The 21,304-nt window shown below is 62.2% G+C and carries 15 protein-coding genes, 2 tRNA genes and 1 rRNA gene; 13 read left to right on the top strand and 5 right to left on the bottom strand.

Annotation, left to right across the window (positions count from 1 at the left end; genetic code table 11):
• Positions 1–93: 93 nt before the first annotated feature.
• The 5 genes from SA496_RS26570 to SA496_RS26550 all read right to left on the bottom strand — a co-directional run bounded on the left by SA496_RS26570 (position 94) and on the right by SA496_RS26550 (position 4,908).
• Positions 94–169 (bottom strand) — tRNA-Ala (locus tag SA496_RS26570).
• 32 nt (positions 170–201) lie between these two features.
• Positions 202–278: transfer RNA gene (locus tag SA496_RS26565), tRNA-Ile, on the bottom strand.
• 65 nt (positions 279–343) lie between these two features.
• A 16S ribosomal RNA gene (locus tag SA496_RS26560) occupies positions 344–1,880 on the bottom strand.
• 559 nt (positions 1,881–2,439) lie between these two features.
• Positions 2,440–3,663: a CaiB/BaiF CoA transferase family protein gene (locus tag SA496_RS26555; protein ID WP_120653725.1), complete on the bottom strand. Its 1,224-nt coding sequence runs from the start codon at positions 3,661–3,663 to the stop codon at positions 2,440–2,442.
• Between the two features lie 63 nt (positions 3,664–3,726).
• Positions 3,727–4,908, bottom strand: coding sequence for an acyl-CoA dehydrogenase (locus SA496_RS26550; protein ID WP_120653726.1), 1,182 nt, complete (start codon positions 4,906–4,908; stop codon positions 3,727–3,729).
• A gap of 192 nt (positions 4,909–5,100) precedes the next feature.
• On the opposite strand from SA496_RS26550, the gene SA496_RS26545 reads away from it, so the two are divergent.
• From SA496_RS26545 to SA496_RS26485, 13 genes are all read left to right on the top strand, one after another.
• A complete protein-coding gene (locus SA496_RS26545; RefSeq protein ID WP_120653727.1) occupies positions 5,101–6,009 on the top strand; it encodes a LysR family transcriptional regulator in 909 nt (302 codons plus the stop codon).
• 188 nt (positions 6,010–6,197) lie between these two features.
• Positions 6,198–7,964, top strand: coding sequence for a DUF1302 domain-containing protein (locus tag SA496_RS26540; protein ID WP_120653728.1), 1,767 nt, complete (start codon positions 6,198–6,200; stop codon positions 7,962–7,964).
• 17 nt (positions 7,965–7,981) lie between these two features.
• The gene (locus tag SA496_RS26535; protein WP_280359810.1) at positions 7,982–9,349 is read left to right on the top strand and encodes a DUF1329 domain-containing protein; all 1,368 of its coding nucleotides are present in this window, start codon (positions 7,982–7,984) and stop codon (positions 9,347–9,349) included.
• A gap of 158 nt (positions 9,350–9,507) precedes the next feature.
• Entirely contained in the window at positions 9,508–12,027 is a 2,520-nt protein-coding gene (locus SA496_RS26530) for a LuxR C-terminal-related transcriptional regulator (protein ID WP_280359811.1), read from the top strand.
• Between the two features lie 617 nt (positions 12,028–12,644).
• Positions 12,645–13,766 carry a Re/Si-specific NAD(P)(+) transhydrogenase subunit alpha gene (locus SA496_RS26525; RefSeq protein WP_120653730.1) on the top strand — a complete coding sequence of 374 codons (1,122 nt, stop codon included), beginning with the start codon at positions 12,645–12,647 and terminating at the stop codon, positions 13,764–13,766.
• A 12-nt stretch (positions 13,767–13,778) separates the two neighbouring features.
• Entirely contained in the window at positions 13,779–14,093 is a 315-nt protein-coding gene (locus tag SA496_RS26520; RefSeq protein ID WP_016490057.1) for an NAD(P) transhydrogenase subunit alpha, read from the top strand.
• A gap of 2 nt (positions 14,094–14,095) precedes the next feature.
• Positions 14,096–15,532: an NAD(P)(+) transhydrogenase (Re/Si-specific) subunit beta gene (locus tag SA496_RS26515; protein ID WP_120653731.1), complete on the top strand. Its 1,437-nt coding sequence runs from the start codon at positions 14,096–14,098 to the stop codon at positions 15,530–15,532.
• Positions 15,533–15,776: 244 nt separating this feature from the next.
• A complete protein-coding gene (locus SA496_RS26510) occupies positions 15,777–17,270 on the top strand; it encodes an acetyl-CoA hydrolase/transferase family protein (RefSeq protein WP_153919422.1) in 1,494 nt (497 codons plus the stop codon).
• A gap of 329 nt (positions 17,271–17,599) precedes the next feature.
• Positions 17,600–17,815 carry a DUF1127 domain-containing protein gene (locus SA496_RS26505; protein WP_028627123.1) on the top strand — a complete coding sequence of 72 codons (216 nt, stop codon included), beginning with the start codon at positions 17,600–17,602 and terminating at the stop codon, positions 17,813–17,815.
• A gap of 335 nt (positions 17,816–18,150) precedes the next feature.
• Positions 18,151–18,360 (top strand): DUF1127 domain-containing protein, encoded by a 210-nt coding sequence (locus SA496_RS26500; protein WP_120653733.1) that lies wholly within the window; start codon positions 18,151–18,153, stop codon positions 18,358–18,360.
• A 105-nt stretch (positions 18,361–18,465) separates the two neighbouring features.
• A complete protein-coding gene (locus SA496_RS26495; protein WP_120653734.1) occupies positions 18,466–18,783 on the top strand; it encodes a DUF2388 domain-containing protein in 318 nt (105 codons plus the stop codon).
• Between the two features lie 166 nt (positions 18,784–18,949).
• Positions 18,950–19,270, top strand: a complete 321-nt coding sequence (locus SA496_RS26490) for a DUF2388 domain-containing protein (protein WP_330114721.1) — start codon at positions 18,950–18,952, stop codon at positions 19,268–19,270.
• Between the two features lie 19 nt (positions 19,271–19,289).
• Positions 19,290–21,248 (top strand): Lnb N-terminal periplasmic domain-containing protein, encoded by a 1,959-nt coding sequence (locus SA496_RS26485; protein WP_442965099.1) that lies wholly within the window; start codon positions 19,290–19,292, stop codon positions 21,246–21,248.
• Positions 21,249–21,304: the final 56 nt, after the last annotated feature.

Raw genomic sequence — 21,304 nt, 5'->3', positions numbered from 1 at the left:
ACCCGAATTTTTAAAGAACGATTCTGAAGCAAAGTTCAGAATTCAATATCCCACCCGGGATATTCAATTCTGGACTCTTGGTCAGCCTGGAGATGGTGGAGCCAAGGAGGATCGAACTCCTGACCTCCTGCGTGCAAAGCAGGCGCTCTCCCAGCTGAGCTATGGCCCCAATGTCAACCGGTCATACGACCCCGCGACAATTGGTGGGTCTGGGCAGATTCGAACTGCCGACCTCACCCTTATCAGGGGTGCGCTCTAACCAACTGAGCTACAGACCCAATCGCCTTCGCAATTGAATCAAGCAATTCGTGTGGGAACTTATGAAGAAGCTGAAGTCTTCGATTAAGGAGGTGATCCAGCCGCAGGTTCCCCTACGGCTACCTTGTTACGACTTCACCCCAGTCATGAATCACTCCGTGGTAACCGTCCCCCTTGCGGTTAGACTAGCTACTTCTGGAGCAACCCACTCCCATGGTGTGACGGGCGGTGTGTACAAGGCCCGGGAACGTATTCACCGTGACATTCTGATTCACGATTACTAGCGATTCCGACTTCACGCAGTCGAGTTGCAGACTGCGATCCGGACTACGATCGGTTTTATGGGATTAGCTCCACCTCGCGGCTTGGCAACCCTTTGTACCGACCATTGTAGCACGTGTGTAGCCCTGGCCGTAAGGGCCATGATGACTTGACGTCATCCCCACCTTCCTCCGGTTTGTCACCGGCAGTCTCCTTAGAGTGCCCACCATAACGTGCTGGTAACTAAGGACAAGGGTTGCGCTCGTTACGGGACTTAACCCAACATCTCACGACACGAGCTGACGACAGCCATGCAGCACCTGTGTCTGAGTTCCCGAAGGCACCAATCCATCTCTGGAAAGTTCTCAGCATGTCAAGGCCAGGTAAGGTTCTTCGCGTTGCTTCGAATTAAACCACATGCTCCACCGCTTGTGCGGGCCCCCGTCAATTCATTTGAGTTTTAACCTTGCGGCCGTACTCCCCAGGCGGTCGACTTATCGCGTTAGCTTCGCCACTAAGATCTCAAGGATCCCAACGGCTAGTCGACATCGTTTACGGCGTGGACTACCAGGGTATCTAATCCTGTTTGCTCCCCACGCTTTCGCACCTCAGTGTCAGTATCAGTCCAGGTAGTCGCCTTCGCCACTGGTGTTCCTTCCTATATCTACGCATTTCACCGCTACACAGGAAATTCCACTACCCTCTACCGTACTCTAGCTCAGTAGTTTTGGAGGCAGTTCCCAGGTTGAGCCCGGGGATTTCACCTCCAACTTGCTGAACCACCTACGCGCGCTTTACGCCCAGTAATTCCGATTAACGCTTGCACCCTTCGTATTACCGCGGCTGCTGGCACGAAGTTAGCCGGTGCTTATTCTGTTGGTAACGTCAAAACAACCAGGTATTAACTAGCTGCCCTTCCTCCCAACTTAAAGTGCTTTACAATCCGAAGACCTTCTTCACACACGCGGCATGGCTGGATCAGGCTTTCGCCCATTGTCCAATATTCCCCACTGCTGCCTCCCGTAGGAGTCTGGACCGTGTCTCAGTTCCAGTGTGACTGATCATCCTCTCAGACCAGTTACGGATCGTCGCCTTGGTGAGCCATTACCCCACCAACTAGCTAATCCGACCTAGGCTCATCTGATAGCGTGAGGTCCGAAGATCCCCCACTTTCTCCCGTAGGACGTATGCGGTATTAGCGTCCGTTTCCGAACGTTATCCCCCACTACCAGGCAGATTCCTAGGCATTACTCACCCGTCCGCCGCTCGCCGGCATCCCGAAGGACCCGCTGCCGCTCGACTTGCATGTGTTAGGCCTGCCGCCAGCGTTCAATCTGAGCCATGATCAAACTCTTCAGTTCAATACTGCTTGGGTTTTGAGAAAACCCTAAACTTGGCTCAGCAATCGCAAATAAACTCTCGAATTCACGAGTGTTACTTGTGATGCTGATAATCAGTTGACTACCAGTCTTACCTCACAAGCACCCACACGAATTGCTTGATTCAGTTGTTAAAGAGCGTTTCGATCAAGTCTTTCGTCTCAACCGAGGCCGCGCATTCTACAGCAGCCTTTCTTACTGTCAAGCTGTTTTTCGAAAATCTCTTTTCTACTCAACCGCTTGCGCTTTCGATCCGATTCACTCTTCTCGTCAGCGGGAGGCGCATTCTACAGCGTTGAAAGTCGCTGTCAACACCTCGGCGATCATCTTCTGGCCGACCTCTCGGAAGACCGAAGCGACAAGCACTACCACCGCCTGCCGATCACCTCTCCCCGCGCCTAACTACAGCTAAGTGCTTGATTTTCAAGCATTTCATCTGCTCCGTCGCTGGGAGAGGTGCGCATTATAGGGATGCAGAATCTGCCGTCAACACCTTTCTGAAATTATCTTCAAACCGCCCTTTCTACTTATATAAGGCCGGTTAGATAACTTCCTCCTTGCGTAGGGCCTCCACCTGTTCCGCCGCCAAGCCCAGTACGCGCTGCAGCACTTCCTGAGTGTGCTCGCCGAGAAGGGGTGGAGGCATGCGGTATTCCACAGGCGTTTCGGAAAGGCGCAATGGACTGGCAACTTGGGGGACGACACCTGCCAAGGGATGTTCTAGTTCGACACGAAGACCACGCGCTAGAACTTGGGGATCGGAGAAGACTGCCGCCAGGTCGTTGATTGGCCCACAGGGAACACCGACTTCTTCCAGTGCGCTGACCCACTGAGCCGTCGTCTTGAAGACAGTGGCCTGGCGAATGAGCGGAATCAGCTCGGCGCGATGTGCCACGCGAGCCTTGTTGGTTGAAAAACGCGAGTCGTCCGCCCACTCCCGATGACCGGCGACCTCGCAAAACTTTCGGAACTGGCTGTCGTTACCCACGGTGAGAATGAAGTCCCCATCCGCAGTCGGGAAGTCCTGATAGGGCACGATGTTCGGGTGGGCATTACCCAGACGCTTGGGCGGATTGCCCGTGGTCAGGTAGTTCATCGCCTGGTTGGCGAGGCAGGCCACTTGTACGTCGAGCAAGGCCATGTCGATGTGTTGGCCCTTGCCGCTGATATCCCGGGAGGACAGTGCAGCCAGCATCGCCACCGAGGAATAGAGCCCGGTGAGAATGTCGGTTAGCGCTACACCCACCTTGACCGGACCGGCACCATCTTCCTGATCGGAGCGGCCGGTAATGCTCATCAACCCGCCCAAACCCTGGATCATGAAGTCGTAGCCGGCACGCTTGGCATAGGGGCCAAACTGGCCAAACCCGGTGATCGAGCAATAGATGAGGCGTGGGTTGATGGCTTTCAGCGACTCATAGTCCAGCCCGTAGGCCGCCAAGCCGCCTACCTTGAAGTTCTCAATGAGAATGTCGGACTTTGCCGCCAGTTCACGAACCAGCTTCTGGCCTTCGGGGCGCGTGAAGTCGACAGTAATCGACTGCTTGTTGCGGTTGGCCGAAAGAAAGTAAGCCGCTTCACTGGTGTCCCGGCCATCGGCTCCCTTGAGGAAGGGCGGCCCCCAGGCACGGGTGTCATCACCGGAGCCTGGTCGTTCGACCTTGATTACCTCGGCCCCCAGGTCCGCGAGGATCTGGCCGGACCAGGGTCCGGCCAACACGCGAGAGAGATCGAGCACACGGATATGGGAGAGAGCGCCAGCCATGGTGTCACCTGAGTTCGTGAAGGGACTCGGGCCTCTCTATATGTAGAGAGGCCCGGCCTGAGGTCAGAAGAACGCCTGGATGCCAGTCTGTGCACGGCCAAGGATCAGCGCGTGGACGTCGTGGGTCCCTTCATAGGTGTTCACCACTTCCAGGTTGACCAGGTGACGGGCCACGCCGAACTCGTCGGAGATGCCATTACCGCCAAGCATGTCGCGGGCCATACGAGCGATGTCCAGCGCCTTGCCACAGGAGTTGCGTTTCATGATCGAGGTGATTTCCACCGCGGCGGTGCCTTCATCCTTCATCCGACCAAGGCGCAGGCAGCCTTGCAGTGCCAGGGTAATCTCGGTCTGCATGTCGGCCAGCTTCTTCTGGATCAGCTGGTTGGCTGCCAGCGGGCGGCCGAACTGGTTACGGTCCAGCACATACTGGCGCGCGGTGTGCCAGCAGGCTTCGGCGGCACCCAGGGCGCCCCAGGAGATGCCATAGCGAGCGGAGTTCAGGCAGGTGAACGGACCACGCAGGCCACGCACATCCGGGAAGGCGTTCTCTTCCGGTACGAAGACGTTGTCCATCACGATCTCACCGGTAATGGAAGCGCGCAGACCGACCTTGCCGTGAATCGCCGGAGCGGACAGGCCCTGCCAGCCCTTCTCGAGTACGAAGCCGCGGATCTCGCCGGCATCATCCTTGGCCCAGACGACGAAGACGTCGGCGATCGGGCTGTTGGTGATCCACATCTTGTTGCCGGTCAGGCGGTAGCCGCCATCGACCTTCTTGGCGCGGGTGATCATCGAACCCGGATCGGAACCGTGGTTCGGCTCAGTCAGGCCGAAGCAGCCGATGTATTCGCCGCTGGCCAGTTTCGGCAGGTACTTCTGCTTGGTGGCTTCATTGCCGAACTCGTTGATCGGCACCATCACCAGGGAAGACTGCACGCTCATCATCGAGCGGTAGCCGGAGTCGATGCGCTCGACCTCACGGGCAATCAGGCCGTAGCACACATAGTTCAGGCCACTGCCGCCGTAGGCTTCCGGGATGGTTGCGCCGAGCAGGCCGGTCTCGCCCATCTCGCGGAAGATCGCCGGATCGGTCTGCTCATGGCGGAAGGCTTCCAGCACACGCGGTGCCAGCTTGTCGGCGGCGAACTGCTGGGCACTGTCACGCACCATGCGCTCTTCTTCGGTGAGTTGCTGATCCAGCAGCAGCGGGTCGATCCAGTTGAAGCTTGCTTTGGCGGCCATGGGGAGTGTCCTCGGTAAGCGGAGTTCAGGGGCGGGCCATCGCGGGCCACTGCCTTATTAGTGTTGACGCATCCTAGACAGCCTAGGTCGGATCAGACAAACGAGGATTTCGCATGCTGTTGTGCTAATTTCTCACTCCGAAAAGCCAAAGCACCCTATTTCAAGCCAGCACTTGTGATGCAGAGGTACAGTATGCGTCGGAAGATCCCCAGCACTGCCGCCCTGGTCGCCTTCGAATCCGCTGCCCGCCATCAGAGTTTCACCAAGGCCGCCGATGAGCTGGCACTGACCCAGAGTGCAATCTGTCGTCAGGTCGCAGGACTGGAGGAATTCCTGGGACTGGAGCTGTTCCGGCGCTCCCGGCGTGGCGTGAAGCTCACTGAAGCCGGCCTGGCCTATTCCCGTCGCATCGCCGCCCAGCTCGATGCGGTGGAGCGCGACACCCTCGCGGTAATGGGCCAGCAGGGCGCGATGACGGTGGAGCTGGCCATCGTGCCGACGTTCGGTACCCAGTGGCTGGTTCCCAGGCTGAAGGGCTTCCAGCGCCTGCACCCGGAGGTAACGGTCAACCTGACCAACCGCACCCGCCCCTTCCTCTTCGCCGACACTGATTTCGATGCCGCTCTCTACTTTGGCGATGCCGAATGGTCAGGCACTCGCGCCGATTTCCTGATGCACGAACACTCGGTTCCGGTGTGCAGCCCGGCCTTGCTTGAAGGACACGGCAGCCTGGAACCCGATGCCATCGCCCGCCTGCCCCTGTTGCAGCAGACTACGCGCCCCTATGCATGGCGCCAGTGGTTCAGCTCCCAGGGTATGAATGTCGCCCGCGATCTCAGCGGCCCGCGCTACGAGCTTTTCTCGATGCTTGCCCAGGCCGCCATGCATGAAATGGGGGTGGCGCTGATCCCACCCTTCCTGATCCAGCGCGAACTGGCCGACGGTCGCCTGGTAATTGCCCATCCCCACAGTTTCCGCAGCGACAAGGCCTATTACCTGATCATTCCCGAGCGCAAGCTCGAATCCGCCGCCCTCGGCGCCTTCCGCGACTGGCTGGTTGAAGCCGCCCGTACGTATCGAAGCGGGGCCGGTCTGGAGTGAGCTGTAACCACCAGTAGCACCGACCAACCATCTCCCGCACGTCGAACGACCTAAAGCCCTTCCCTGCCCCTCGCACAGCGTCCGCATCACCCACTCGGGTGATAGATGAAATCGCCCGTTCAGGCAGTTATGGCGGGAGGTAGCGCTGATTAGCATGAGGCCTCCCAAGACCCGCTCTGGAGAGCCGCATGACAACAAGAACAATGCGCGGAATCTTCCGGCCGCACACGCTGGCCGCCGCCATCGCCCTGGGCTGCAGCGCCCAGGCCTCTGCCATCACATTCAACATTGGTGAAATCGAAGCCCAGTTCGACTCCTCCCTCTCGGTCGGCGCCAGTTGGGCAGTGCGCTCACCGGACCCGGAATTCATCTCCACCGCCAGCGGTGGCGAGGCACTTTCGCGTACCTCGGACGACGGCCGCCTGAACTTCAAGAAAGGGGAGACTTTCTCGAAGATCTTCAAGGGCATTCACGACCTGGAGCTGAAATACGGCGATACCGGCGTCTTCCTTCGCGGCAAGTACTGGTATGACTTCGAGCTGAAGGACGAACACCGACTCTTCTACGACATCGACGACCACAACCGCAAAGAGGGCGCCAAGTCCTCCGGTGCGCAGCTGCTCGATGCCTTCCTCTATCACAACTACAACCTGGGCGACCTGCCGGGGAGCTTCCGTGTCGGCAAGCAGGTGGTGAGCTGGGGTGAAAGCACCTTCATCGGCAACAGCATCAACTCGATCAACCCGATCGACGTGGCCGCCTTCCGCCGTCCCGGCGCCGAGATCAAGGAAGGCCTCATCCCGGTCAACATGATCTATGTGTCGCAGAGCCTGACCGACAGCCTCTCCGCCGAGGCCTTCTATCAACTGGAATGGGACCAGACGGTGGCCGACAACTGCGGCACCTTCTTCTCCACCTCGGACGTGGTGGCCGATGGTTGCGTCGACCGCCTGGTAGTCAACGGCCCCGATCTGCCGCCCGGCGTTTCAACCAACACCGGCGCCACGCTCTACATCCCCCGCGCCGGAGACCGTGACGCCCGGGACAGTGGCCAATTCGGCGTCGCCCTGCGCTGGTTCGTGCCGGAGATGAACGATACCGAGTTCGGCGCCTACGCGATGAACTACCACAGCCGCGGCCCGATCTTCAGCACCATACGCACCCGAACGCCAAGCGCGGCGATCATTCCCGGCGCCCCCGGCGCGCGCTACTTCATCGAGTACCCGGAAGACATCCGCCTCTATGGCCTGAGCTTCCAGACCAACGTCGAAGGCACTTCGCTGGCCGGCGAAGTCAGCTTCCGGCCGAACATGCCATTGCAGCTCAACAGTACCGACCTCTCCTTCGCCGCCCTTGGCGTGCCCAACTCACCAATCTTCGAAAGCGGCCATTCCCGCAATCGTGCAGGTGAAGAGCTGCATGGATATGTGCGTAAGCCGGTTACCCAGGCCCAGGTCACTGCCACCCAGTTCATCGACCAGGTCATGGGCGCAAGCCGTCTGACCCTGGTAGGCGAGGTGGGCTACAACCACATCGGCGGCCTGAATGACGACATCGGCGAACTGCGCTACGGCCGCGACCCCATCTACGGCCCCGGCCAGCTGTCCTCCCGGGCCGTGTGCCTGGCGCTCACCGCCGCCAGCCCCCAGCAACGCGAGTGCAACGACAAGGGTTTCTACACCAGCAGCTCCTGGGGCTACCGCGCCCGCGCCAGCCTTGAGTACAGCAACGTCATCGCCGGTATCAACCTGACCCCGAGCGTCGCCTGGTCTCACGACGTCGACGGCTACGGCCCGAACTTCAACGAAGGCTCCAAGGCCATCAGCGTCGGCCTCAATGCCGAGTACGCGAACACCTATACCGCCAGCCTGTCGTACACCGACTTCTTCGGCGGCCACTACAACGTGACCACTGACCGCGACTTCGTCGCCCTCAGCTTCGGCCTCAACTTCTGATCACAAGGATTCCCGCAATGAAGAGAAGCATCCTGCAAAGTGGCGTCCTGGTCCTCAGCCTGCTCGCCGCCAACGTCATGGCCGCCGTCAGCCAGGAAGAGGCAGCGCAGCTCGGCAACAGCCTCACTCCGCTGGGCGCGGAGAAAGTCGGCAATTCCGATGGCAGCATTCCGGCCTGGACCGGTGGCCTGCCCACCAACGCTGCAGTGGTCGACGCCAACGGCTTCGTCGGCAACCCCTATGCCAGCGAGCAGCCGCTGTTCACCATCACTGCCGCCAACGCCGAGCAGTACAAGGACAAGCTGTCTCCCGGGCAGATGGCGATGTTCAAGCGCTACGCCAGCACCTACAAGATTCCGGTCTACCCCAGCCATCGCAGCGCCGCCGCGCCCCAGGCGATCTACGACGCGGCGAAGCAGAGCGCCATCAATACGCAGCCGGTGGATGGCGGCAACGGCTTGTCCAACTTCGCCGACAGCCACTACTACGCGTTCCCGATTCCCAAAGATGGCGTGCAGGTCCTGTGGAACCACATCACCCGCTACCGGGGCGGCAACGCCCGGCGCCTGGTGGTCCAGGCCACGCCGCAAACCAACGGTTCCTTCACGCCGGTGCAGTTCCAGGACGAGGTCGCCTTCCCCGCGGACATGAACGAGCTGGACAAGGCGAAGTCGGCCAACGTGCTGCTCTACTTCAAGCAGCGCGTGTTGGCACCATCGCGCCTCGCCGGTAACGTACTGCTGGTCCACGAGACCATCGACCAGGTCAAGGAACCGCGTCTGGCCTGGCTCTACAACGCCGGCCAGCGCCGCGTGCGTCGTGCCCCGCAGGTCGCCTACGACGGTCCGGGCACCGCCGCCGACGGCATGCGCACTGCCGACAACTTCGACATGTTCTCCGGTGCACCGGATCGCTACGACTGGAAGCTGATCGGCAAGAAGGAGATGTACATCCCCTACAACAGCTACAAGCTGGAATCGCCCAATCTCAAGTACAAGGAGATCATCCAGCCGGGCCACCTGAACCAGGACCTGACGCGCTACGAGCTGCACCGTGTGTGGGAAGTGGTCGCCACCCTGAAACCCAACGAGCGGCACATCTACGCCAAGCGTCACTACTTCATCGACGAAGATAGCTGGCAGATCGCCTATGCCGATCATTACGACGGCCGCGGCCAGCTCTGGCGCGTAGGTGAAGGTCATGCCAGCTACCACTACCAGCGCCAGGTCAGCACCTACGCGGTGGAGGCCCTCTACGACATCATCGCCGGACGCTACATCGCTCTCGGGCTGAAGAACGAAGAGAAGCACGGCATCGAGTTCGGATTCGCCGCCACCGGCGCCGACTACACCCCCGCCGCCCTGCGCAACGCAGGCATCCGCTGAGCACTTCGGACGCCCCGCCAAGCGGGGCGTCCGTTTCCTGCCCATGCCCGTTATGGCGCTGCATAAGCGCTGTCCATGCTGCTTCTAGCCCACCGATTGGCCAACTAGTCTGCGAGGGTCCGGTTCATCCATAACAACAACGCAGTGAGAACCGCCCCATGCCCCGCTCCGGCCAGACATCGCCTGTCCTTCCGTCTCGCCTGCCGCGACTGCCGCCGGCCCACATTCCACGCCCCAGGCTGGTCGACAGCCTAGCCGCCCAAGATGCCCAGCTGCGCCTACTCTGCGCTCCCGCCGGCTTCGGCAAGAGCGTCCTGCTCAACGAATTCCTCCGTGCCCAGACCGAACCCGGCCTGATCATCTGGATCAACCTCGCCGGCCAACCACTTACCCCGGAACAGCTGCTCGCCGAGCTCGCCACCGAACTCGGCGAAGGTGTTCCCGCGCTGCCTGCCGCCCAGGCACTGCAACAACTGCTGGCCCATCGCGGCGAATGCACCTGGCTGGTCCTGGACGACTACCCGGGCCATCCGCCGGCCGGCCTCGATGACTGCATCGACCAACTCCTCGCTCGCGCCCTGCCGGGACTACGCCTCCTGGTCAGCGTGCGCCAGCGTCCAGCCTGGAACCTTCCGCGCCTGCTGCTGGCGGGCGAGCTGCTGGAACTGGACGCACCCCAACTGGCGCTCGATCGCCAGCAACACGAGCAACTGGTGGATCAGCTCGCACCGCAGACCAGCGCCGCCCTGCGCGAGGAGCTCTGGCAAGAAACCGAAGGCTGGTGCGCCGGTGTACGCCTGCACCTGTCCGGCAAGGCACCGTCCAGCGCCAGTGGCAATCACTGCTGGCTCAAGGAATACCTGGACCACGAACTGCTTAACCGCCTGAGCCCGGAAGAAGCGGCCTGTCTGTTCGCCCTGGCACACCTGCCGAAGGTTTCCGCCGAGCTTTGCCAGCACCTCTGGGAGGACAGCGACGGCGCCGAGCTCTTCGAGCGTCTGCTGGCGCGCCAAGCCTTCTGCATGCCCCTGGACGAACACGGCACTTGGTACCGGGTGCTCCCCGCCGTAGCACGCACCCTGCGCAACCGCATCAGCGAAGCGGCAGCTACACGCCTGCATCTCAGCGCCTGTCGCATGTTCATCGCCGCCGGCCAGGTGGAAGACGCAATCGAACAGGCGCTCTGCGCTGGCCAGCCGGAAGCGGCGGCCAACTACCTGGAACGCCTCGGCCAGGAATGGCTGACCGGCGAACAGCACCTGGCCCACCTCCTGGAATGGCGTGCGCGCCTTCCCGCCGCGCTGCTGGAGAGCACCCCGCGCCTGCTCAGCCTGAACGCCTGGGGACTGCTGATCTCCTGGCGCCTGGACGAAGCCGAAGCCTGCATCACCAAGCTCGGCCACTTCCTGCCGCAGCCAACCGCCCTGCGCAACCGCAAGTTGCTGGCCAACAGTCAGGCCCTGCATGGCGTGCTCGCGGCCCTGCGCAGCCAGGACATAACCAGTGCGCGGCAACACTGCCGCGAGGCCCTGGCACACCTGCCCGAGCACGACTGGATGCCCATTCTGTTCTGCTACTCCAGCCTGGCGCGGGTGGCCATGGCCAGTGGTGCTCCCGAGGATGCACCGCACTATCTGCACAAGGCCCTGGAGATTGCCCGCCGCCACGGCAGCCTGCTCTTCGAAGTGCTGATCAACCTCGACCGCATTCGTCTGCTCCTTCTGCGCGGCGAGTTCGGCCGCGCGCAGACTCTGCTGCAGCAGAGTTTCGCGTTGATCGGCCAGCGTAAGCAGGTCGACAGCCTGATGCTCGGGCGCCTGTATCTGATCCAGGCCGAGCTGCACCTGGTCGCCGACCGCCTGGACGACGCCGAGCGCACCTTGCATGCAGGCCTGGAGCAGGCCCAGGGCTGTCTCGACCCTTTCGCCTTGCACGGTTTCCTCGGCCTCGCGGAGCTCCGTGCCCGCCGCGGGCAGTTCGACCAGTCCTATCAGGAACTGCGCGAGGCCGAACGGCAGATGCATTGCCGCCAGGTCTGGCGCTACGCATACAGCGGCGTGTTGAACCTGCAAGGCATGCGTGTGCTTGCGCGCCAAGGCCGCTGGGATCGAATCGAACCTGTCGCCCTGCGCATTCAGCGTTACTTCGTCGGCGACTGCGCCTGGATGGCGCCACTCGACTACCCCACCCTACCCCTGCGTAATCAGTTGCTGCTGGCTCGCGCGCAACTGGAGTCCGGTCGCGCCGAGCAGGCCGAAGCCCTGCTGCAGCCATTGCTGGAGCGCTGTCAGGCGCTCCAGTTCGCGCCATTGGCTTGCGAAGTACGCCTGGCCCTGGCCGCTGCCTGGCGTGCGCTCGACCGTGCCGACTCCGGCCCGCTGCAACGCCAGGCGCTGGAAGAGGCCGAACGCCTGGGTATGCATGGGCTGCTGCGCGACTATCCGCGCTGTGACAACGCAGCGACCATCGACGGCGACCCGGTGAGCCTGCTCAGCCAGCGCGAGCGCGCCGTGCTGCAGCTGCTGGCCGAGGGCTTTTCCAACCAGGAGATCGGCGGCTACCTGTTCATCTCGGTCAATACGGTGAAAACCCATACCAAGAAGATCAACAGCAAACTCGGCGTAAAACGCCGTACCCAGGCAGTGATGCGCGCCAAGACCCTCGGCTTGCTGGTGTGAGCCCCGGTAGCGTGCGCCGCGCGCATCGGAACCCCGCTGGTGCGCATAGTGCACCCTACGGCCAGCCCCAGGGTCTGGACTGACAACCCGCGACAATATGGCGCAGCCCGCGAGGCGACTGGCCTGTGCGCGGACTACGCTTCTCCCGGAAAACAGCAAAAATCCAATTCCTGACCCTGTAGTCAACCATTCTCAAAAACTACAGAACGCCCATTTTCCGCAGCCTTATGGCAACTATTAAAAAGTCTGATTAACGGTGCTCCAGCCATTAACGGCAGGATGTTGCGGACTGCAAGCCTGTACTGGCGCTGCTTTGATGGATAGTCATTCAGGACCGGGATACAACCGGCCCCTGTCTCGACAGGACAAATGCTCTTCTCGCCAAGGGCGGCGAGGCCTGGAATGGAAACCGGGATGAGCGGGTCGGAATATGACTTGTAGTTATTTCAGCGTTTTACTCCAGAACTGCTTGAAGGCCTTGCGGTTCCGATTGCAGAATGCCGCGCCACCAAGGTTTCGGCCGTTGCGGTACCAGGCTGTTGAAAGGCGGATTCGCCTCGCCAGAGCACCACACGCAGTGCACTGGTTCACCAGATCGATCACGCAGGAGATTTGAAGTGCACATCGGTGTTCCTCTCGAAACCCACGCCGGGGAGACGCGGGTTGCCGCGACACCCGAGACCATCAAGAAGCTGGTGAGCCAAGGCCACCAGGTGACGGTGCAAAGCGGTGCCGGCGTCAGCGCCAGCATCCCGGACAGCGCCTTCGAAGCCGCTGGCGCCACCATCGGCAACGACTCTGCTGCCTTCGGCGCCGACCTGGTGTTGAAAGTGGTCGCCCCGACCGAGGGCGAGTTGGCGCACATGCGCGCTGGCGCCGTACTGGTTGGCATGCTCAACCCCTTCAGCAACGAAGTCATCGCGCGCATGAACGCTCGTGGCATCACTGCCTTCGCCCTCGAAGCCGCGCCGCGTACCTCCCGCGCCCAGAGCCTCGACGTGCTGTCGTCCCAGGCCAACATCGCCGGCTACAAGTCCGTGCTGCTGGCGGCCCACCACTATCCGCGCTTCATGCCGATGCTGATGACCGCTGCCGGTACCGTGAAGGCCGCGCGCATCCTCATCCTCGGCGCCGGTGTGGCAGGCCTGCAGGCCATCGCCACCGCCAAGCGCCTGGGTGCTGTGATCGAGGCTTCCGACGTACGTCCGGCGGTGAAGGAACAGATCGAGTCCCTCGGCGCCAAGTTCGTCGATGTTCCCTTCGAGACCGATGAAGAGCGCGAATGCGCCCAGGGTGTCGGCGGTTACGCCCGCCCGATGCCGGCTTCCTGGATGGAACGCCAGGCCAAGGCCGTGCACGAACGCGCCAAGCAGTCCGACATCGTCATCACCACCGCGCTGATCCCGGGCCGCAAGGCGCCGACCCTGCTCCACGAGGCCACCGTCGCCGAAATGAAGCCGGGCTCCGTGGTCATCGATCTGGCAGCCGCCCAGGGCGGCAACTGCCCGCTGACCGAAGCTGACCAGGTCGTGATCAAGCACGGCGTGACCATCGTCGGCCACAGCAATCTGGCCGCCATGGTGCCGGCGGACGCCTCCGCCCTCTATGCGCGCAACCTGCTGGACTTCCTCAAGCTGGTCATCGACAAGGACGGCCAGTTCCATCTCAACCTCGAAGACGACATCGTCGCCGCGTGCCTGATGTGCCGCGACGGCCAGGTCGTCCGTAACAACGGCTAAGGGGAAGCGGACATGGATCTGATTTCAGACGGCATCTACAACCTGATCATCTTCGTGCTGGCCATCTACGTCGGCTACCACGTGGTGTGGAACGTCACCCCTGCCCTGCACACCCCGCTGATGGCCGTGACCAACGCCATCTCGGCGATCGTGATCGTCGGCGCCATGCTGGCCGCCGCCCTCACCGTCACCCCGCTGGGCAAGGCCATGGGCACCCTGGCCGTGGCACTGGCCGCGGTCAACGTCTTCGGTGGCTTCCTCGTCACCCGACGCATGCTGGAAATGTTCAAGAAGAAAGCGCCGAAAGCGCAGGCGGAGAAGCACTGACCATGAGCATGAACCTGATCACTGTTCTCTACCTCGTCGCCTCGGTGTGCTTCATCCAGGCGCTCAAGGGCCTGTCGCACCCGACTTCGTCGCGTCGCGGCAACCTGTTCGGCATGGTCGGCATGGCCATCGCCGTGCTCACCACTGTCGGCCTCATCTATAAGCTCGGCGCCGAGCTGGCCACCCAGGGCATCGGCTACGTGATCGTCGGCCTGCTGGTCGGCGGCACCGCCGGTTCGATCATGGCCAAGCGCGTCGAAATGACCAAGATGCCGGAGCTGGTTGCCTTCATGCACAGCATGATCGGCCTCGCCGCGGTGTTCATCGCCATCGCCGCCGTGGTCGAGCCGCAGTCGCTCGGCATCGTAGCTGCCCTGGGAGACGCCATCCCGGCTGGTAACCGCCTGGAACTGTTCCTCGGCGCAGCCATCGGTGCCGTCACCTTCTCCGGTTCGGTAATCGCCTTCGGGAAGCTGTCCGGCAAGTACAAGTTCCGCCTGTTCCAGGGTGCCCCGGTGCAGTTCGCCGGCCAGCACAAGCTGAACCTGGTGGTCGGCCTGGCCATCATCGGTCTGGGCCTGTACTTCACCTTCACTGGCAACATCGCAGCCTTCGCCCTGCTGGTGGCGCTCGCCTTCGTCATCGGCGTGCTGATCATCATCCCGATCGGCGGCGCCGACATGCCGGTGGTGGTGTCGATGCTGAACAGCTACTCGGGCTGGGCCGCAGCTGGTATCGGCTTCTCGCTGAACAACTCGATGCTGATCATCGCCGGCTCCCTCGTGGGCTCCTCGGGCGCGATCCTCTCCTACATCATGTGCAAGGCGATGAACCGCTCCTTCTTCAACGTCATCCTCGGTGGCTTTGGTGCCGAAGCTGACGCTGGTGCCTCGAGCGGCAGCAAGGAACAGCGTCCGGTGAAGTCCGGTTCGTCCGACGACGCCGCCTTCCTGCTGACCAACGCCGACAGCGTGATCATCGTCCCCGGCTACGGCCTGGCGGTGGCCCGTGCCCAGCACGCGCTGATGGAGCTGTCCGAGAAGCTGAGCCACCGTGGCGTGAACGTGAAGTACGCGATCCACCCGGTTGCCGGCCGTATGCCGGGCCACATGAACGTCCTGCTGGCCGAGGCCGAAGTTCCGTACGAGCAGGTGTTCGAGATGGAAGACATCAACTCCGAGTTCGGCCAGGCCGACGTGGTACTGGTGCTCGGTGCCAACGACGTGGTCAACCCGGCCGCGAAGAACGATCCGAAGTCGCCCATCGCCGGCATGCCGATTCTGGAAGCCTTCAAGGCCAAGACCATCATCGTGAACAAGCGTTCCATGGCCAGCGGCTACGCCGGCCTGGACAACGAACTGTTCTACATGGACAAGACCATGATGGTGTTTGGCGATGCCAAGAAGGTGATCGAGGACATGGTCAAGGCTGTCGACTGATCCTGTTCCGCGATATCAGGAACCCCGGCCTTGTGCCGGGGTTTTTGTTTACCTGGCGCATACCTTTTTGTGGGAGCGAATTCATTCGCGAATGAATTCGCTCCCACAAGGATTAACACGGCTCGGCAAGCGAACCGACAAAAGGCCCTGAATAGAGCCATCTCTTCGACCTTGGTATAGAAGTCGGGCGCCCCGCCAGCCCCTAGACTGCGCGGCTCCTACCCCGTTGCCCGAGGTTTTCCCGATGTACTCTGATCGCGTGCGCCTGTCCTCCCTGCTGGGCAAGGTGATGAGTGCGGCCGAGGCCGCTGCCCTGATCGAAGACGGCATGACCGTTGGCATGAGCGGCTTCACCCGTGCCGGTGAAGCCAAGGCCGTGCCGCAGGCGCTGGCCGTGCGCGCCAAGGAGCAGCCCCTGCGGATCAGCCTGATGACCGGCGCGAGCCTCGGCAACGACCTCGACAAGCAGCTCACCGAAGCCGGTGTGCTCGCCCGGCGCATGCCGTTCCAGGTGGACAGCACCCTGCGCAAGGCGATCAACGCCGGCGAGGTGATGTTCATCGACCAGCACCTGTCGGAAACCGTCGAGCAGCTGCGCAACCACCAGCTCAAGCTGCCGGACATCGCAGTCATCGAAGCTGTGGCCATTACCGAAGAAGGCCACATCGTGCCGACCACTTCCGTGGGCAACTCCGCCAGCTTTGCGATCTTCGCCAAGCGCGTGATCGTCGAGATCAACCTGGCGCACAACCCCAACCTGGAGGGCCTGCACGACATCTATATCCCGACCTACCGGCCGACCCGCACACCCATTCCGCTGACCCGCGTGGACGACCGCATCGGTGGCACCGCAATCCCGATCGACCCGGCGAAAATCGCCGCCATCGTCATCACCGAACAGCCGGATTCCCTGTCCACCGTGCTGCCGCCGGATCACGAAACCCAGGCCATCGCCGACCACCTGATCGACTTTTTCAAGCGTGAAGTGGAAGCCGGGCGCATGAGCAACAACCTGGCGCCGCTGCAGGCCGGCATCGGCAGCATCGCCAACGCCGTGATGTGCGGCCTGATCGAGTCGCCCTTCCAGGACCTCACCATGTATTCCGAGGTGCTGCAGGACTCGACCTTCGACCTGATCGACGCCGGTAAGCTGCGCTTTGCCTCCGGCAGCTCCATCACGCTGTCCGCGCGCCGCAACAGCGATGTCTTCGGCAACCTGGAGCGCTACAAGGACAAGCTGGTACTGCGCCCGCAAGAAATCTCCAACCACCCGGAAGTGGTAAGGCGCCTGGGAATAATCGGCATCAACACCGCGCTCGAGTTCGACATCTACGGCAACGTCAATTCGACCCACGTGGGCGGCACGAAAATGATGAACGGTATCGGCGGCTCCGGCGATTTCGCCCGCAACGCCCACCTCGCCATCTTCGTCACCAAGTCCATCGCCAAGGGCGGTGCCATTTCCAGCGTGGTGCCCATGGTCAGCCATGTGGACCACACCGAGCACGATGTGGACATCCTCGTCACCGAGCAGGGGCTGGCCGACTTGCGTGGCCTGGCGCCCCGCGAGCGTGCGCGGGCGATCATCGACAACTGTGTGCACCCGGATTTCCGTCAACCGCTACAGAACTACTTCAGCGCGGCTTGCGCCAAGGGCGGCCATACCCCACATCTGCTGCGCGAAGCCATGTCCTGGCATATCAATCTGGAAGAAACCGGGCGGATGCTGGCCAACTGATCTGGTATGAGCAAAACAGTTATGGGCTTGTAACCTTTGATTCTGACAAAAAGATCAAAAAACAGTTTCTAAAAAACCGGAACTGTACCGTTCAAAAAACCTGCCTTTCGTTTATTACACAGGAAAAACTACGGTTTCCCGTTGGATCACGAGCGATTCAACGGGATACCCATACAGTTGCGCTCAATTTCAGCAAAACAGTTGATAAGCATGCTAATAAAGACCAACACAATTTAGAGCAACTGTGACTACAGTCGCGGCTGTTCCGGGTAGATCATAGGCACCAGTTGATAACCAAGCCCCGTCACAAGCGGGAAGGACCTGCCGCCATGGAACGTACCCTCAGTTCCGACCTGATTTTCGAAAGCGCCGAACAATCCCCGAAATCCTCGTGGGCCCTGCGCACTATCTCCACCCTGCTGCTGTGGCAGCGCCGCATCGCCAGCCGTCATCAACTGGCCATGCTGGACCACCGCCTGCTGGCTGACGCTGGCATCAGCGAAGCCCAGCGCGAAGCCGAACTGAACAAGCCCTTCTGGCGCTAAGCAGTTCACCGGGCCAAGCGGCCCGACAGCAACACCCCAGACAGAACCCGTCGCCGCCCGCGACGGGTTTCGTCGTTTCTGGACCCTGGAATTTTCAATTTTTGCCGGGTGCGCCATGCGCGGCAGTGCAGGAATGTCAGTCTGTACAGCGCGCCCTACGCTCGGCCCTTCAGTGGTTTCGACACAGCTGACGCGAATCAGACCAATACAGTTCACAACAAGAGCAATCTGATGCAGCACAATTCAATCTCACTGTGACTGCACAGTTTTCCTGCGGGGCGTGATCATGTCATTCCATAACCCATCCCCGCCCTGCCGCGGGAAGGACAAGCGCCATGGACCGCACCCTCACTGCCTCCGCCCAGTTCCAGACCATCAGCCCGCGTACGCATTGGTACCTGCGACTGTTCGCTACCATCGCCCTGTGGCGGCGCAACGCCCGCACGCGGCACCAGCTCGCGCAGCTGGATTCCCGAGCGCTGGCAGATGTGGGTATCAGTCCGAGCGACCGCTATCAGGAACTGGAGCGCCCCTTCTGGCGCTAGCACACGCACCTGGCCAGTACTGGCCCGCAAGCTTCACTTTGACTAGGCTTTCCCCCAGCCGGCAGCGCTTCTCGTGCTGCCGCACTGGTCTAAAAGGAGCCCCCCATGACCTCACTTCGCCTGCTCAGTGCCGCAGCCCTGCTGGCGCTCGCCACCAGCGCATCCGCTACCAGCTTCGTGGTGACCACTGACGCCGTGGTTGGCGCCATCAAGGCCACCTCGGATGCCACCTCGGACATCACCTCTTCCTTCAACGACGACAAGATCGTGCTCGCCGCGCGTGAAGACGCTGCCAGCTTCGTCGCCAGCGACGGTGACATCCGCGGGGCCCGGCTGGAGGCCGCGTTCAAGCACATCCGTGGCCTGCAACCCCAACTGGCTGCTAGCGACCTACAACTGGCCCAGGCCATTCTCACCCTCTGACCCCGCCTTCCGGGCCGTGCACTGCGCGGCCCTTTGGGCTGCATGCCCCGCAGCGCTTGGCCCTCACCCGCCCATTCCGCTAACCTTCGCGCCCTGTGCCCGCGGCAGAGAACTGCCGTAGGGTATTTCCGTCCAATACCTTAGAAATTTCCTTCGGAGAGCTTCCATGCGCCGCTCGCTGTCTGTCGCAGCCATCGCCCTTTCCCTCGTAGCCGGTGCCGCCCAGGCCCAGACCCTGGTGGCGACCAGCAACATCATCGTCCGCGCGCTGGACCGCACTCTCGACTTCACCTCAGACACCACGACTTCGATCCGCGACATGAAAGTGGTCGTGGCCGCCCGCGACGACGCCGCCAGCTTCGTCGCAAGCGCCGGTGAGATTCGTGGCGCCCAGCTCGAGGCCGCTTTCGCCGCCCTGCGCGATCAGTTCCCGCAAGCCCGCGAGGCCAGCGATCTGGCGCTGGCGGAAACCATCGTCGCCCTCTGACCTACGCGAGCATCAGCCCCTGAACACCTGGTTGCGCCTGATCGGCCTGGGCGTCCTGCTATTGGCGGGCACTGCCCAGGCCGAGTTGCGCCTGTTGCTGGATGACGAGGGACTTACCACGGCTCAGCGTCAGGCCAGCCAGCAGCTTCTCGATGAAGCTCTCGCAGCCCTGCCACCGACCTTCGTCCACCGACTGGACCGGGACGTTACCGTGGGTTGGAGCGATGACCTGCCCGAGAACGGTTACGGCCGCGCGACACGTTTCGATGCCCTGGTGCTCAACCGCGACCTGTTGACCGGCCTCACCGACGGCACAGCGGCCACGCAGAAGACCGCTCGCGTTCACGGAACGGTGCGCCGCGAAATGCTCGCCACCGTGCTTCACGAGCTGACGCACATCTACGACCGCGCCCGCCTCTGGTCCCCCGCCGAGAAGACGCAACAGTTCCGCTGTCGCAACCAGGCTTCCAGCAACGGCCGTATAGGCCTGCCTGGCGACTGCCGGGGTCAGACCGAGCGCCGCTTCACCTTGAGCGACGATCCGCGCCTTCTCGACCTTGCCGGCTGGCCGCAGTACGTCGGCAAGCGCGGTCAGCGCGAGCAGGAAAACCACCAAGTGGCGCGAAGCCCGGATATCTACGAGCTGAAGAACGCCCGCGAGTTCGTTGCCGTGAACATGGAGTACTTCCTCCTCGATCCGGCCTACGCCTGCCGCCGCCCGGCGCTATACCGCTATTACCGCGAACATTTCGGCTGGGGCCCTGAACTGCAGGCCCCCTGCAACGACGGCTACGCCTACCTCAATGCCGGCCGCGACTTCGGCAAGCAGCCCCTGGGCAAACTCGACCCGGACCGGGTCTACGAAGTCGACTACCTGTTCGCCGAGGCCAACCAGAACTGGGTCAGCCGCTGGGGCCACAGCATGCTGCGCCTGGTGATCTGCGCCCCCGGCCGACCGCGCGGGCCGGACTGCCGCCTCGACCTCGACCAGCATCTGGTGCTGTCCTACCGCGCCTTCGTCGGGGACGTGCAGCTATCGAGCTGGGACGGCCTCACCGGCGCCTATCCCTCGCGCCTGTTCGTGCTGCCGCTGCATCAGGTGATCGAGGAATACACCAAGGTGGAGCTGCGCAGCCTCGCCTCGGTGCCGCTCAAGCTCAGCCGCGAGGAAGTAGAAGCCCTGGTGGAGCGCGCTGCCGAGATGCACTGGAGCTACGACGGCGACTACTGGTTCCTCTCCAATAACTGCGCGGTAGAAACGCTCAAGCTGCTGCGCAGCGGTACTGACCACCCGGCGCTGCGTGATCTCGACAGCATCATGCCCAACGGCCTGCTCAAGCTGCTGGAGGGGCGTGGAGTGGCCGACCGCACGCCACTGGACGATCCCAAGGAAGCGCTGCGCCTGGGGTATCGCTTCGATTCCTTCCGCGACCGCTACCAGGCCATGTTCAAGATCCTTCGCGAGCGCCTGAAGGTGCCCCAGGAAGAGGTCGAGGACTGGCTTCATCTCACCGCCGAGCAACGCCGGCCCTGGTTCGACAAGGCCGACCTGCGCGCCAGCGCCGCCCTGCTCCTGCTGGAACAGGCCGCCCAGCGCCGCCAACTCTTGCTGGCCCAGGACGAGCTCAAGCGCAATTACCTCAGCTCCCGCGAGCAGGCCGGGCAAACCCGCTTCGCCAAGGCCGGCGGCACCCTGGAGCAAATGCTCGCCAACAGCGGATTCCTCAGCCGCCCGGCTGAGCTGCTGCAGGGTGGTTACGGCCTGCCGCAGAGTGCGGAGTGGCAGCGCCTGGAATCCGAAAGCAGCACCCGCCAGCAGACCATGCGCAAACTCAGCGACGACCTCGACCGCGAAGTTCGCAGCCTGCTGGAACCTCAGCGCATGGCTGAGCTGAACGCCACCGAGGCCAACCTCAAGGCCATCGGTGCGCACCTGCGCCAATTGCACAAGGACGCCGGAGGGCTCGTGCTTCCCTGAGCCTTTGTAGCTACCAGAGTGGAGCCCAACGATCCTGCAATCGGGCCGTCGGGTTT

Origin of the sequence: Pseudomonas sp. JS3066, assembly GCF_036328175.1 — a bacterium.
Taxonomy (GTDB): domain Bacteria; phylum Pseudomonadota; class Gammaproteobacteria; order Pseudomonadales; family Pseudomonadaceae; genus Metapseudomonas.
This window is presented reverse-complemented; position numbering and strand designations above follow the sequence as displayed.

Bases quoted from the DNA above. Each gene is read 5' to 3' on its own strand.
- SA496_RS26520 (WP_016490057.1), top strand. From the start codon at position 13,779: ATGGATCTGATTTCAGACGGCATCTACAACCTGATCATCTTCGTGCTG.
- SA496_RS26500 (WP_120653733.1), top strand. From the start codon at position 18,151: ATGGACCGCACCCTCACTGCCTCCGCCCAGTTCCAGACCATCAGCCCG.
- SA496_RS26545 (WP_120653727.1), top strand. From the start codon at position 5,101: ATGCGTCGGAAGATCCCCAGCACTGCCGCCCTGGTCGCCTTCGAATCC.
- SA496_RS26535 (WP_280359810.1), top strand. From the start codon at position 7,982: ATGAAGAGAAGCATCCTGCAAAGTGGCGTCCTGGTCCTCAGCCTGCTC.
- SA496_RS26515 (WP_120653731.1), top strand. From the start codon at position 14,096: ATGAGCATGAACCTGATCACTGTTCTCTACCTCGTCGCCTCGGTGTGC.
- SA496_RS26490 (WP_330114721.1), top strand. From the start codon at position 18,950: ATGCGCCGCTCGCTGTCTGTCGCAGCCATCGCCCTTTCCCTCGTAGCC.
- SA496_RS26530 (WP_280359811.1), top strand. From the start codon at position 9,508: ATGCCCCGCTCCGGCCAGACATCGCCTGTCCTTCCGTCTCGCCTGCCG.
- SA496_RS26495 (WP_120653734.1), top strand. From the start codon at position 18,466: ATGACCTCACTTCGCCTGCTCAGTGCCGCAGCCCTGCTGGCGCTCGCC.
- SA496_RS26505 (WP_028627123.1), top strand. From the start codon at position 17,600: ATGGAACGTACCCTCAGTTCCGACCTGATTTTCGAAAGCGCCGAACAA.
- SA496_RS26510 (WP_153919422.1), top strand. From the start codon at position 15,777: ATGTACTCTGATCGCGTGCGCCTGTCCTCCCTGCTGGGCAAGGTGATG.
- SA496_RS26555 (WP_120653725.1), bottom strand. From the start codon at position 3,663: ATGGCTGGCGCTCTCTCCCATATCCGTGTGCTCGATCTCTCTCGCGTG.
- SA496_RS26540 (WP_120653728.1), top strand. From the start codon at position 6,198: ATGACAACAAGAACAATGCGCGGAATCTTCCGGCCGCACACGCTGGCC.
- SA496_RS26550 (WP_120653726.1), bottom strand. From the start codon at position 4,908: ATGGCCGCCAAAGCAAGCTTCAACTGGATCGACCCGCTGCTGCTGGAT.